The organism is Bradyrhizobium sp. CCBAU 51627 (assembly GCF_028128765.1).
Taxonomy (GTDB): domain Bacteria; phylum Pseudomonadota; class Alphaproteobacteria; order Rhizobiales; family Xanthobacteraceae; genus Bradyrhizobium.
In genome coordinates this window covers 211,297-223,913 of the sequence record NZ_LBJG01000005.1, presented here as the reverse complement: position 1 = coordinate 223,913, position 12,617 = coordinate 211,297, and the positions used below count along the sequence as shown (strand labels likewise).

Below are 12,617 nucleotides of genomic sequence, written 5' to 3'. Positions count from 1 at the left end.
TCGCTAGCCAGGCTTTGGATCAGCCCACCACTTCGGTGACGGGCTGAAGATCGATCTCGAATGTCTCCAGAAACTTTGACGTCATGATGTAAAATCCGACCGAGAGCTGGAGCTCGACGAGTGCCGCGGGCGTCAGCTTGGCGGCGATCGCCTTGAAGGTCCCATCGGTCGGCTTCGTCAGCTTGACGATCTCGTCGGTGAAAGCCAGCGCAGCGCGCTGGATCTCGTCGAAGCAGGTCGCGGCCTGCCAGTTTTCCAGCGCCTCGTTCTGCGCGTCGGTGACGCCGACATTCTTACCGATGCGCCTGTGCGCGATGATTTCGTAGGGCGCCTCGCACAGAATGCCGGTGCGCGTGATCGCAAGCTCGCGCACGACAGGATCGAGCTCGCCCTTGTGGCGGATCGCGCCGCCGAGCCGGCAGTACTGCTCAAAATAGCTCGGCGAATGCGCCATCATGCGGAAGATGTTGGCGTTGCGGTTCTTGTCGAGGATTTCGCGGGTGCGGTCGGACGCCTTGGACGGGTCGCTATAGTCGATACGGGCCATGATTTGCCTTGAGTTTTTCCTGAGGCTTTTGATGCTTATTGTCGATGTCGCGCCAAGTTCCCTCAAACTCTAATTGCGGGCCGACGCAGGAGCAACATCATCGAGTCAAATTGCCGCCGCATTGCTGATCGACCCTGACACAGTCGATATTCGCCGCATGGGGACTTAATTGCGGTGAATACTCGAAGTGGGGTGTTCCGAGTAAAAACAATTGGCCGTCTTTGCGCTCACCACGCAACGATGAGTCACGCCCAAGTCTAGGGAGAAAACGGCATGAAGGAAGCCACCAAGGTGGCGGCCTCGGAAGCGCTCGCGCACATGCTGGCGGTGATGGCGATGCTCGTCATCGCCAGCATCCTGTTCTACGCGCGTTAGCTCGAGTTTTTGAGTTTTCGCCATTCCGGGGTGGCCCTCGCACAGGCCAGGCCCAGAATACCCGTTCCAGGCTCGGTCCCATGACCGCCCCCGAATGGCGAAATCCCGTTACGTCTCCTTGGTGAAGAACGGCACGAGCTTCCCGGCAAACGGCCTGAAGCTCGCGATCACCGGATCGCCGATGGCCAGGTCGTTCTCGCCATGGGCCATCATGCGAAAACCTTCGGCGCAATCGACCAGCAGGATGTTGTAGGGCACGTGCGCGCGCGTCTCCGGGGTGGCGGCGCGGCAGACCAGAGAGGTTGCGTAGACCGTGCCCTTGCCGCTGGCGCGCGCCTCGCGCGGACCTCCGGCTCCACAGGCGGCGCAGAAGGCGCGATGGAAATACTGGACGTGGCCGCATGCGGAGCAGGTCTGAAAGACGATCGCCTGCTCACCCTTGGCCCAATCAGCGATTCGTCCGCTCATCGCACCCTCTCCAGAAACATGCTGACATGGGACGACAGCACGCCGCCGTCGCCGTGCAGCAGCGCAATCGAGGCGTCACGCACCTGACGGGTAGCCGCCCGTCCCGTCATCTGCAAATGCGCCTCGACCAGATGCGCCATGGCGCCGCCAACGCCGCAATGGCCGTAGCTGAGCAGGCCGCCATGGGTGTTCAGCGGCATCGCACCGTCGCGGCTGAAATGACCCGCACGCACCCGTGCCGCCGCTTCGCCACGGCCGGCAAGGCCGAGGTCTTCCAGCAGCATCGCGAGCGTGATGGTAAAACTGTCGTAGATCGCGGCGTAGCGCACGTCGGAGATCGCAAGCCCCGCAGCCTCCTTGGCGCGGGCTATCGCAATTTCGGCGCCGAGTTCGTTTAAGCTTGGCGCCGCCGTGACGTGCTGATGGGTATGCGCCTGGGCACAGCCGCGAATACGCACGCCCGCGTCATCAGTCCGCTCGGGGCTGATGACGCAAGCCGCGCCGCCGTCGGACACCGGGCAGCAATCCAGCAGCTTGAGTGGCATCGCCACGGGCTTCGAGGCCATGACGTCGGCCACCGTGATCGGATCGTGGAATTGCGCGCCGGGATGGGTGCAGGCGTGCGCGCGCATCAGCACCGCGAATTCGGCGAGGTCCTGCTCGGTCACGCCGTATTCGTGCATGTATCTGGTGGCAACGAGGCCATAATAGGCAGGGATCGTGGGCCCGAGCGGCACCTCGTAGTCGGGATGACCGACCTGCGCCAGCGCCTGGATCGAGGCGTCGCGGCTTTGGCCGGTCAGGCGGTTCTCGCCGGCAACGACGAGCACGTTGCGGCAGATACTCGCTTCGACGAGATGATGGGCGAGCATGGTCATTGCGAGTCCGGTAGCACCGCCGACCTGCACGGCGTGGGCATAGGACGGGCGGATGCCGAAATGCTCGGCGAATACCGTCGCCAGCATAATGTGGGGCGAGACGGTGGAATAGCCGCAGAGGATGCCGTCGATCTCGGCGCGCTTCAGCCCGGCATCGTCGAGCGCGAGTTGGGCAGCCTTGCTCATCAGGTCAAGCGAGGATGAGCCCTCGTGCTTGCCGAAGGACGTGAGGCCGACGCCGGTGATGAAGCTCATGGCGTTCCCCCTACTCCGGCGCCGAGCGCGTGACGCCGTCGCGGACCATGGCGGCGATCTCGTCAGGAGCGTAGCCGATCTCGCGCAATATCTCCGCGCCGTGCTCGTTGAGCCGCGGCGCCAGGCGCACCGGCTCGGCCTCGGTGTCCGACCAGGTCGCCGTGACCTTCATGCTGCGGATCGGCCCTTCGGTCGGATGGTTCACGACCGGGAAGAAGCCGGTCGCCTCCAGATGCTCGTCGTGCAGGATCGAGGCAAGATCGTGCATCGGCATGACAGGCACGTCGGCCTTGGTCAGCAAGTCGATCCACTCGGCGGTCGTGCGCGTCTCGAAAATGCGGGCGAGCTCGGCATAGACGACGTCGATATTGGCAGCGCGGCCGGCGAAGGTTGCGAATTTGGGATCGACGCGCAGGTCGTCGCGTCCCGTCGCCCTGAAGAAATTCTGCCATTGCTTGTCATTGTAGACGATGACGCTGAGATAGCCGTCCGAGGTCTTGTAAGGCCTGCGGTCGCGCGAGAGGTGGCGAGCATAGCCCCCCTTGTCGAGCGGGGGCTCGAAGGTGAGCCCGCCCATGTGGTCGCCCATGACGAAGCCGGCCATGGTCTCGAACATCGGGATATCGACACGCTGGCCGCGCCCGGTGCGATCGCGATGCACGAGGCTGGCGCAGATCGCGCCGACGGCGGTGAGGCCGACGATGCGGTCGACCAGCGCATTTGGCACGTAACGCGGCACGCCGTCACCAGTCTGCGCCATCAGCGCAGGCAACGCGGTGGCGCCCTGAATCAAATCGTCATAGGCGGGTTTTGCCGCGTAGGGGCCGTCCTGTCCGAAGCCGAACACGCCGGCATAGACGAGGCGCGGGTTGATCGCGGAGACGACATCGTAGCCGAGCTGAAGCCGCGCCATCGCCTGCGGGCGGACGTTGTAGACGAGAACGTCGGCGTCCTTCAGCAGCCGCAGCACGGCTTCGCGTCCCGCCGGCTTCTTCAAATCGAGGCAGATCGAGCGCTTGCTGCGGTTGGTATTGAGGAACACCGGGCCCATGCCGGCGTGCCGCATCGGACCGATCAGGCGAGTGACGTCGCCGTCGAGGGATTCCACCTTGATGACTTCGGCACCGTAGTCGCCGAGCATCTGGGTCGCATAGGGCCCCATCAGCACGGTGGTCATGTCGACGACCTTGATGCCCTTCAGCGGCCCCATCCGTTCGCTCCCGATTGCGCGGGCTCAGGATACGGCTCCGCGATTCCGGTCAGCTAAGGGCAGCGACGCCGGACGCGCAAGGGCGGCCGGCGTATGGCCGTATGCGCGGGCCGTTGCGGCCGCTATTTCTTCTGGCGGGATTCGCGGATCTTCATGAGACGGTCGAGTTCGTCGTTCTGCTGGTTAATGCGGTCGGCGATGCGCGACTCGTTCTGCTCGCCGGACGCGGCAGCGGCCTGCTCGATGAGCTGGCGGATATTGTCCTCGAGGATCGCGATGCGGTCATTGAGGGCCTCCAGCGACAGTGAGTCTTCGTAGTCAGTGCTCATGATGCATTCCCTGCAAATCAATCAGGAGCATTAAGGCGAGCCGGAACCGGCCCACCATGATCTAGCGCAAGAAAAAGGTGGGCACGGCGCAAGCGCGCTTTGCCCACCCCACAAGACCTATTTCAGCGGCTCCAGCACGGAGACGTAGTTGGCGACCGCTGCGCCGCCCATGTTGAAGATGCCGCCGAGTTTTGCGTTCTTGAGCTGCATGCCCTCGGGCGCCTGTCCGGCGAGCTGCATCGCGGTCATCACGTGCATGGAGACGCCGGTGGCGCCGATCGGATGGCCCTTGGCCTTCAACCCGCCGGACGGATTCACCGGCAGCTTGCCATCCTTGAGCGTCCAGCCTTCCTTGATGGCGCGGGCGCCCTGCCCCTTCGGCGTCAAGCCCATGGCTTCGTACTCGATCAACTCGGCGACGGTGAAGCAGTCATGGGTCTCGACGAAGGAGAGATCGTTGAGTGTCACGCCGGCCTTTTCCAGCGCGCGCTGCCAGGCGACCGTGCAGCCCTCGAACTGGAGGATGTCGCGCTTGCTCATCGGCAAAAAGTCCTGGGCGTGCGCAGTGGCGCGGAAGCCGATCGACTTGCTCATGCCCTTGGCGGTCTCGGCATCGGCGAGCACCAGGGCGGCTGCGCCGTCGGAGACGAGCGAGCAATCGGTGCGTTTCAGGGGACCTGCGACATACGGATTCTTCTCGCTCTCGGCGCGGCAGAAGTCGAAACCGAAATCCTTGCGCATCTGGGCGAAGGGATTGGCGACGCCGTTCTTGTGGTTCTTGGCCGCAATCAGCGCCAGCGCATCGGACTGATCGCCGTATTTCTGGAAGTAGGAGCTGGCGATCTTGCCGAACACGCCGGCGAAGCCGCCGACCGTGTCGCCGTCCTCCGGCAGATAGGACGCCTTGAGCAGGTTCTTGCCGATCTCAGGTCCGGGCGTGCGGGTCATCTGCTCGACGCCGACGACCAGCACGATCTTGGCTGCCCCTGCGGCGATCGCCCGCAGACCCTGGTGCACGGCGGCCGAGCCGGTCGCGCAAGCGTTCTCGACCCGGGTCGCCGGCTTGAAGCGCAGCTTCGGGTCGGCCTGGAGCACCAGGGAGGCGGTAAAATCCTGCGCCGAGAAGCCGGCATTGAAATGACCGAGCACGATCTCATCGACGTCGGAGGCCGAAATGCCGGCGTCAGCCATCGCCTCATTGGCGACGCGGGTGACGAGGCTCTCGACGGTTTCGGTGTCGAACTTGCCGAATGGCGTGTGCGCCCATCCGACGATGCTGGCGGTCATGGTCTTTCTCCCTCGGGGTCTCTTGCCTGAGCTAAGTCTTAGCCCAGGGATGGCAAGACTTCACGCAGGTTTAAGGGCCTGGAGGGTGCGCTGGCAAATGGCAGTTATGCCGGCCCAGTTCCCGGCCCTGATCTCCGCCGTCGGGCATAGCCAGGAGCCGCCGACCGCCACCACGTTGGGCTCGGCAAGCCAGGTCGCCGCATTGGCTTCGCCCACCCCGCCGGTCGGGCAGAACCGCACGTTCGGGAACGGCCCACCGAGCGAGCGCAGCCCCTTGATGCCGCCGGCCTGCTCGGCCGGGAAGAACTTTGCGACGTCGAAGCCGTAGGACAGCGCCATCATCAGCTCGGACGCGGTGGCAATGCCCGGGGCAAACGGCAGCGAGCTGTCAGCGGCGGCTTTGAGCAAATCCGGGGTCAGGCCCGGGCTGATACCAAAGGCAACGCCGAGCTTCTCGACACGGGTGAAGTCGGCAGGGTTGAGGATCGTACCGATGCCGATGACAGCTTCGGGGACTTCGGCCATCATCGCCCGCGCCGCCTCGATCGCAACGGGGGTGCGCAGAGTCACCTCCAGCGTGCGGACGCCGCCCGCCACCAGCGCCCGCGCCAGCGGCACGGCATCCTGGATCCGCTCGATGGTGAGGACGGGAATGACGGTCGCGGCCTTGAACAGCGCGACGAGGTGGTTCTGTTGGGCAGCAGTGGTCATCTTTTCGATCTAACCTTCGATCTCGATCTTACTTGGTCGCCTGGCGCGTGATCGCCGGCCGGTGCCGCTTCTTCGGCGGCATGGCATAGCCCGGAATGATCGCGCCAGGATAGCAGATCACGAGGCTCGCGAGGCGGTGCCCAGCCTGGGCGGCCTCGACCGGATCGGAACCGCCGAGCCGGGCCGCGATATAGGCCGCGGCGAAGCTGTCGCCGGCCGCTGTGGTGTCAACGACCGGCTTGCTCATTGGTTCGGCGCGGACCTCGCCGGTACCGCCGGGGAAGCGCAGCAGGCTGACCGGCTCGGCGAGCCGGAACACCAGCTCGGGCGTCGGAATGCGCTCCATCAATTGCTCGTGGCTTTCGCCGGGATAGAGCGCGAGCAGATCCTCGGTCGAGGTCAGCACGATGTCGGCAGCCGCAAAGGCCGCCGCGAACACCTCGCGGGCGACATCGCGATCCGGCCAGCCGCGCGCGCGGAAATTGGTGTCGAACACGAAACGGGTGCCGAGCAGACGCGCGCGCTTGATCGCCGCGAACAGCCGCTCCCGCCCGGGCGCATCGTAGATCGAGAGCGTGATCGCGGAGAGATAGACGATGTCGTAGCTCATCAGCGAGTTGAGCAGCTCGTCCGTCTCCGGCAGGCTCATCAGCTGCCGCGCCGCCGCACTGTCGCGCCAGTGGAAGAACTGGCGCTCACCCTTGGCATCCGTCTGGATCATGTAGAGGCCGGGCAGCTTGCCCGGCAGCCGCACCACGCGCCGCGTACCGACCCCCTCGGCACTCCAGGCGGCGACCATCTCCTCGCTCAGGGCGTCATCGCCGAGCGCGGTGAGATAGTCGACCTTGACCTCGAGCCGCGCCAGGTACACGGCCGTGTTGAGGGTGTCGCCGCCGAAGCCACGCGAGTACAGGCCACCGCCTTGCCCGGCCTGCCCCCCTTGGGCCTGCCGAAGCTCGACCATGCATTCGCCGATGCAAGCCACGCTCGCCATCGTCATATCCACGCTGTTCATCTGACAACTCAGGCGACGAAATTGCCGCCGAGTTCGTCTTCGATGTGAATGCGGATGATATCGTCGAAGGATTTCTCTTCGGTGGTGAAGCCGAGCTCGCGCGCCCGCTTCGCCTCGAAATTGCGCGGCCAGCCGCCGACGATTCCGACGATGAAGGGATCGGGCTCGCGCTTGATGCGGGCCGCGACCTTCTCGCCCGCAACGCGCTTCAGGGCGGCGATCTGCTCGCCGACCGTCGCCGAGAGGCCCGGCATCGTCAGGTTACGGCGCGGGCCGACCGTGGCAAGGTCCATGGTGCCGGCGTGCAGCAGAAAGCCGACGGCCGAGCGCGGCGTTGCGTGCCAGTGGCGGACGTCCTCGGAAACCGGCAGGACCGCCTCCTTGCCGGCGAGGGGCTCGCGCAGGATGTTGGAAAAGAAGCCCGATGCTGCCTTGTTGGGCAGTCCAGGACGGATACAGATCGTCGGCAGGCGGATGCCGATGCCGTCAAGGAAGCCGCGGCGCGAATAGTCCGCGAGCAGCAGCTCGCCGATCGCCTTCTGGGTGCCGTAGCTCAAAAGCGGGGTGTGGAAGAACTCGTCGCCGATCGCGTCCGGGAACGGCGCCCCGAACACCGCGATCGAGGACGTGAACACCACGCGCGGCTTGTAGCCGCCGCCGACGAGCCTGATGGCATCGAGCAGCATCCGCGTGCCGTCGAGATTGATGCGGTAGCCCTTGTCGAAATCGAGCTCGGCTTCGCCCGAGACGATCGCTGCGAGATGGAAGATCACGTCGGGGCGACCGGCAATCAGCTTTTCGGCCGCGCCCGGCACGGCGAAATCGCCCGCGACCGTCTCGACGGCGAAACCGGCCTTCTCCGGCTTCTTGGGCTCGACCACGTCATGCATGGTCAGCTTGGTGATCTCGCTCTTGCCGAGCCGGCCGTCGCGCAACAGCCGTTCACACAATTTGCGGCCGACCATGCCGGCCGCGCCCAGAACCAAAATGTGCAAGAGCCTACTCCTTCTTGTTGGCCGGAACGCGCCGCTCTTGAAACGTGTTGGCGCGTTCTCAGGCAGGCCCCGCTGGTCACTCCTTCACGGCGCCGGTCATCGCCGACACATAGTACTCTACGAAGAAGGAATAAAGGATAACTACGGGGACCGAGCCGGTCAGGGCCGCCGCCATCAGCGCGCCCCAATGATAGACGTCGCCGTTGACGAGTTCGGTGATGGCGCCGACCGGAATCGTCTTGTTCTCCGACGAGGAGATGAAGGTCAGCGCGTAGATGAATTCGTTCCAGGACAGGGTAAAGGCGAAGATGCCAGCCGAGATCACTCCCGGGAGCGACAGCGGCAACGTGATCTTGACCAGGATCTGGAGCCGCGTCGCCCCGTCGATCAGCGCGCATTCCTCCAGTTCATAGGGAATGGTGCGGAAATAACCCATCAGCAGCCAGGTGCAGAACGGGATCAGGAAGGTCGGATAGGTCAGGATCAGCGCCAGGTTGCCGTCGAACAGGCCGAGCTGGAACACGATCGCCGCCAGAGGAATGAACAGGATCGAGGGTGGCACGAGATAGCCGAGGAAGATCGCAAGGCCGACATAGCGCGAGCCCTTGTAGCGCAGACGCTCGATCGCGTAGGCCGCGCAGACACTGGCGAACAGCGAGATGAAGGTCGAGGACACCGAGACGATGACGGTGTTCCACATCCACAGGGGATAGTCTGTTTCAAAGAACAGCTTCTTGATGTGCTCCAGCGTCGGATGCGCGATCAGGAACGGATTGTATTTCTCGTAGTCGTACATCTCCGCGTCGGGTTTGAACGTCGTCACCGCCATCCAGTAGAACGGAAACAGCAGGAAGAAGATGATCAGGCCGAGTGGGAGATAGACCCGGAGAAACTTCCGCGGGAAGCTTTCCAGATAGTCCATTCCGACGCTTTGGTCTTCTACGGTGGTCATGGTCAGTCCCTCCCGCCCTGCTGCCAGCGCGAGCGCTGAAGCCCGAAGAAGCTGAGCAGGATCGCAGCAACCAGGAACGGGATCATCGCATTCGAGATCGCCGCGCCCTCGCCGAGATTGCCGCCGGTGATGGCACGCTGGAAAGACAGCGTCGCCATAAGGTGCGTCGCGTTGATCGGCCCGCCGCGCGTGATGGTGTAGATCAGCTGGAAGTCGGTGAACGTCATCAGCACCGAGAACGTCATCACTACCGCGATGATCGGCGACAACATCGGCAGCGTGATGTGGCGGAAGCGCTGCATGTTGGTGGCACCGTCGAGATTTGCGGCCTCGTAAAGCGACGGCGAGATGGTCTGCAATCCCGCGAGCAGCGTAATGGCGACAAAGGGCACGCCGCGCCAGATATTGGCGATAACGACCGACCAGCGCGCATTCCAGGGATCGCCGAGGAAATCGATGTAGTTAGTCAAGAGGCCCGCTTTGATCAGCACCCAGGAGATGATCGAGAACTGGCTGTCATAGATCCACCAGAAGGCGATCGCCGACAGCACGGTCGGCACCACGAAAGGCAACAGCACGATGGCGCGCATCATCGACTTGAACGGCAGCCGCTCGTTGAGCAGCAGGGCCAGGTAGAGTCCGATCGCAAACTTCACGATGCTGGCGAACACCGTGTAGAAAAGGGTGTTGAACACCGACAGCCAGAACACCGAGTCCTTGGACAGCGAGACGAAGTTCTGGAAGCCGATGAAGCGGCCGACGCCGCCGATCTTGGTATCCGTCATGCCGAGCCAGAAGCCGAGCGCCAGCGGGTAAGCCAGAAACAGGATCAGGATGGCGATCGCCGGCACCATGAACATGGCGCCGAGAAAATTTCGGCTTTCGAACGCCCTGCTCCACAGGCTGCTGCGCTTGACCTGCGCCGCGACGGGCTCGGCAATAACGGCCATGTCGGACTCCCTCACAGAACGACGACGGCGGCGCCCAGCGAACTGGACGCCGCCGCGCTAGCGGATCAGACCTGGTAGTAGCGCTTGGCGCGCTCGGCGGCGCGCTTGGCAGCTTCCTGCGGCGTGGCCGAGCCGGAGGCGGCTTCGGCGAACATGTCGACCACGACGAAGTCGCCCATGACCGCTGCCGAGGCGTAGCCGAGATCGCCGGCATAACCATTGTCCAGGCAGCGCTTGAGGCAGTCGCGGTACGGCGTGATCTTGGGATCGGAGGTCCAGACCGGGTTGTCGTTGTAGGCCGGGAGCGGCGGCGAGACGTAGCCGTTGGAGGCGACCTCCCAGGCGTCGTAGTTCTCCTTGTCCATCATGAACTTGATGTATTCCTTGACCGCCTTCGGATACTTCGAGTGCTTGTAGCCGTAGTAGACCAGGACGTTCTGCTGCTCGGTCGGCTTGCCCACGGGGCCGATCGGCATGGGCGCATGGTCCATGTCCTTGGCGATCTCCTGCTGCTTGGGATCAGGAGAGTTCTTACCTACCGTCCAGATCGAGATGCCGTTCAGGGTGAGACTGATTTCGCCGTTGAGGAAGGCCTTGTTGTTATTCGAATCGTTCCATGACAGCACGCCCGGAATGAACGTCGCATAGAGCTGCTTGACGTATTCGAGGGCCGCGACCGTCTCGGGGGAATCGAGCACCACCTCGTTCTTCTCGTTGACGACCTTGCCGCCGAACGCCCACAGCGCCCATTGACACCAGCCGTTGGCATCGCCGGTGGCATGACCGAGCGCGAAGCCGGCCGGGGTGTTGTTCTTCTTCAACGCCTGGCAGAGCTTGAGGAAGCCGGCGGTGTCCTTCGGGAATTGCTCGAATCCCGCGGCCTTCATGTGGCTAGTGCGATAGTTCATGCAGCCGCCGGTCGCGCCTTGCGGAATCGCGATCCAGCCATTGCCCTTCTTGCCGTACTTTTCGGCGACCGGATACCAGCCGCCATATTGGGCCCCGAGATATTGGGCGATGTCGGTGACGTCGATCAGCTTCTCCGGGAATTTGTGGGGGTCATCGAGCGTGCCGATGATGAGATCGGGGCCGGCGCCGACATTGGCCGCGACCGCCGCCTTCGGACGGATGTCTTCCCAGCTCTCGGCCTCGAGCTTCACCTTGACGCCGGTCTTCTCGGAGAACTTCTTTGTCTGCTCGGCGAACTTGTCGAACTCGGCCTGGATGAACTGCTTCCAGCGCAGCACGCGGATGGAGGCGTTGGGCTCCGGCGTGTTGGTCCAAGTCGCCGCCCGGACGGGGACAATCCCCGGGCCGGCGAGCAAAGCCGCGCCGCCCAAGCCGGCTTTAAGCACACTGCGCCTGTCGAAATCGCTCATCATTCTCTCCCTGAATTTTATATTTGTGTTTGGCAGTCTTTGAGTCCCGAAGCGCCGCTACATGCGCTTACCCGTCGCCTCGTCGAACAGATGAACGACCGACGGGTCGGGCTTCAGCCGCACCTTGTCGCCCGGATTGAACTGGTGACGCTCGCGGAACACCGCGACGACCTGCTCACCGCCCACCTTGGCGAACACCTGCGTCTCCGAGCCGGTCGGCTCGACCACGACGATCTCGGCCTCGGCGCCGTCATCGGCGATGGTGAAATGCTCGGGCCGCACGCCGTAAACCGCCGGACGGCCGTCGGAGCCGGCCGGCGCGGACTTGAGCGGCAGCTTGACGCCGTTCGGCCCCTCGAAGGTCGCAACGCCATTCACCCGCACATGGCCTTTGAGGAAGTTCATCGCAGGCGAGCCGATGAAGCCGGCGACGAACTGATTCTCCGGCTTGTCGTACAGCTCGAGCGGCGTGCCCATCTGCTCGACAATGCCGTCATGCATCACGACGATCTTGTCGGCCATGGTCATGGCCTCGATCTGGTCGTGGGTGACGTAGACAGTCGTGGTCTTGAGCCGCTGATGCAGTTCCTTGATCTCGGTGCGCATGGCAACGCGCAGCTTGGCATCGAGGTTCGACAAGGGCTCATCGAACAGGAACACCTGGGGATCGCGCACGATGGCGCGGCCCATGGCGACGCGCTGGCGCTGGCCGCCGGAGAGCTGACGCGGATAGCGATCGAGCAGCGGCGACAGCGCGAGGATCTCGGCGGCGCGCTTGACGCGCTTGTTGATTTCGTCGGAGCCGGCATTCCGCAGCTTCAGCGAGAAGCCCATGTTCTCGGCGACCGTCATGTGCGGGTAGAGCGCGTAGTTCTGGAACACCATCGCAATGTCCCGCTCCTTCGGCTGGACATTGTTGACGACGCGGTCGCCGATCGAGATCGTGCCTGATGTGATGTTCTCGAGGCCCGCGAGCATGCGCAGAAGCGTCGACTTGCCGCAGCCGGAGGGACCAACCAGGACGACGAACTGGCCGTCCTCGATCGGGATCGACACGCCGTGCAGGACTTCAAAATTGCCGAACGATTTCCGCACGTCGCGGATTTGCACAGACGACATCTAGCTCCCTCCTCCGACTTAGACGGCGCAACTGTCGCGCCGCCACCGTCTTGTTTTTCTGAACTTCGCCGACCCGAAGCCCCCTTAACGGGCAACATTGTCGGCAGTTTGTGCGGGTTTGGCAATTTGGTCTTTGGTTAGTCTTTG

The 12,617-nt window shown here is 63.7% G+C and carries 13 protein-coding genes; all 13 read right to left on the bottom strand.

The genetic code is table 11. The features are described from left to right. Positions 1-19: 19 nt before the first annotated feature. Entirely contained in the window at positions 20-547 is a 528-nt protein-coding gene (locus XH88_RS03275) for a carboxymuconolactone decarboxylase family protein (protein WP_271613974.1), read from the bottom strand. A gap of 483 nt (positions 548-1,030) precedes the next feature. Continuing rightward, positions 1,031-1,390, bottom strand: a complete 360-nt coding sequence (locus XH88_RS03270; protein ID WP_271613973.1) for a Zn-ribbon domain-containing OB-fold protein — start codon at positions 1,388-1,390, stop codon at positions 1,031-1,033. Then, positions 1,387-2,523: a thiolase family protein gene (locus tag XH88_RS03265; RefSeq protein WP_271613972.1), complete on the bottom strand. Its 1,137-nt coding sequence runs from the start codon at positions 2,521-2,523 to the stop codon at positions 1,387-1,389. Before XH88_RS03265 ends, XH88_RS03270 begins: the two co-directional genes overlap by 4 nt. Positions 2,524-2,533: 10 nt before the next feature. Continuing rightward, complete coding sequence (locus tag XH88_RS03260; protein WP_271613971.1) at positions 2,534-3,733, bottom strand: CaiB/BaiF CoA transferase family protein; 1,200 nt, start codon at positions 3,731-3,733, stop codon at positions 2,534-2,536. Positions 3,734-3,855: 122 nt separating this feature from the next. Beyond that, positions 3,856-4,062 carry a hypothetical protein gene (locus tag XH88_RS03255; RefSeq protein ID WP_128966978.1) on the bottom strand — a complete coding sequence of 69 codons (207 nt, stop codon included), beginning with the start codon at positions 4,060-4,062 and terminating at the stop codon, positions 3,856-3,858. Positions 4,063-4,179: 117 nt separating this feature from the next. Next, on the bottom strand, positions 4,180-5,349 hold the full coding sequence (locus XH88_RS03250) for an acetyl-CoA acetyltransferase (RefSeq protein WP_212443779.1): 1,170 nt from the start codon (positions 5,347-5,349) through the stop codon (positions 4,180-4,182). A gap of 60 nt (positions 5,350-5,409) precedes the next feature. After that, positions 5,410-6,060, bottom strand: a complete 651-nt coding sequence (gene eda / locus XH88_RS03245; RefSeq protein WP_271613970.1) for a bifunctional 4-hydroxy-2-oxoglutarate aldolase/2-dehydro-3-deoxy-phosphogluconate aldolase — start codon at positions 6,058-6,060, stop codon at positions 5,410-5,412. A gap of 28 nt (positions 6,061-6,088) precedes the next feature. Next, positions 6,089-7,054, bottom strand: coding sequence for a sugar kinase (locus XH88_RS03240; protein ID WP_271614350.1), 966 nt, complete (start codon positions 7,052-7,054; stop codon positions 6,089-6,091). Positions 7,055-7,083: 29 nt separating this feature from the next. Next, positions 7,084-8,070 carry a D-erythronate dehydrogenase gene (denD, locus tag XH88_RS03235; RefSeq protein ID WP_271613969.1) on the bottom strand — a complete coding sequence of 329 codons (987 nt, stop codon included), beginning with the start codon at positions 8,068-8,070 and terminating at the stop codon, positions 7,084-7,086. Between the two features lie 76 nt (positions 8,071-8,146). Further along, positions 8,147-9,022 (bottom strand): carbohydrate ABC transporter permease, encoded by an 876-nt coding sequence (locus tag XH88_RS03230; protein ID WP_271613968.1) that lies wholly within the window; start codon positions 9,020-9,022, stop codon positions 8,147-8,149. Between the two features lie 2 nt (positions 9,023-9,024). Further along, positions 9,025-9,972: a carbohydrate ABC transporter permease gene (locus XH88_RS03225; protein ID WP_271613967.1), complete on the bottom strand. Its 948-nt coding sequence runs from the start codon at positions 9,970-9,972 to the stop codon at positions 9,025-9,027. Positions 9,973-10,037: 65 nt separating this feature from the next. Continuing rightward, positions 10,038-11,351 carry an ABC transporter substrate-binding protein gene (locus XH88_RS03220; RefSeq protein ID WP_271613966.1) on the bottom strand — a complete coding sequence of 438 codons (1,314 nt, stop codon included), beginning with the start codon at positions 11,349-11,351 and terminating at the stop codon, positions 10,038-10,040. Positions 11,352-11,408: 57 nt separating this feature from the next. After that, entirely contained in the window at positions 11,409-12,470 is a 1,062-nt protein-coding gene (locus tag XH88_RS03215; RefSeq protein WP_092291459.1) for an ABC transporter ATP-binding protein, read from the bottom strand. Positions 12,471-12,617 lie beyond the last annotated feature (147 nt).

Coding starts and splice junctions, on each gene's coding strand:
- XH88_RS03275 (WP_271613974.1), bottom strand. CDS start 547: ATGGCCCGTATCGACTATAGCGACCCGTCCAAGGCGTCCGACCGCACC.
- XH88_RS03270 (WP_271613973.1), bottom strand. CDS start 1,390: ATGAGCGGACGAATCGCTGATTGGGCCAAGGGTGAGCAGGCGATCGTC.
- XH88_RS03265 (WP_271613972.1), bottom strand. CDS start 2,523: ATGAGCTTCATCACCGGCGTCGGCCTCACGTCCTTCGGCAAGCACGAG.
- XH88_RS03260 (WP_271613971.1), bottom strand. CDS start 3,733: ATGGGGCCGCTGAAGGGCATCAAGGTCGTCGACATGACCACCGTGCTG.
- XH88_RS03255 (WP_128966978.1), bottom strand. CDS start 4,062: ATGAGCACTGACTACGAAGACTCACTGTCGCTGGAGGCCCTCAATGAC.
- XH88_RS03250 (WP_212443779.1), bottom strand. CDS start 5,349: ATGACCGCCAGCATCGTCGGATGGGCGCACACGCCATTCGGCAAGTTC.
- eda (WP_271613970.1), bottom strand. CDS start 6,060: ATGACCACTGCTGCCCAACAGAACCACCTCGTCGCGCTGTTCAAGGCC.
- XH88_RS03240 (WP_271614350.1), bottom strand. CDS start 7,054: ATGGCGAGCGTGGCTTGCATCGGCGAATGCATGGTCGAGCTTCGGCAG.
- XH88_RS03230 (WP_271613968.1), bottom strand. CDS start 9,022: ATGACCACCGTAGAAGACCAAAGCGTCGGAATGGACTATCTGGAAAGC.
- XH88_RS03225 (WP_271613967.1), bottom strand. CDS start 9,972: ATGGCCGTTATTGCCGAGCCCGTCGCGGCGCAGGTCAAGCGCAGCAGC.
- XH88_RS03220 (WP_271613966.1), bottom strand. CDS start 11,351: ATGAGCGATTTCGACAGGCGCAGTGTGCTTAAAGCCGGCTTGGGCGGC.
- XH88_RS03215 (WP_092291459.1), bottom strand. CDS start 12,470: ATGTCGTCTGTGCAAATCCGCGACGTGCGGAAATCGTTCGGCAATTTT.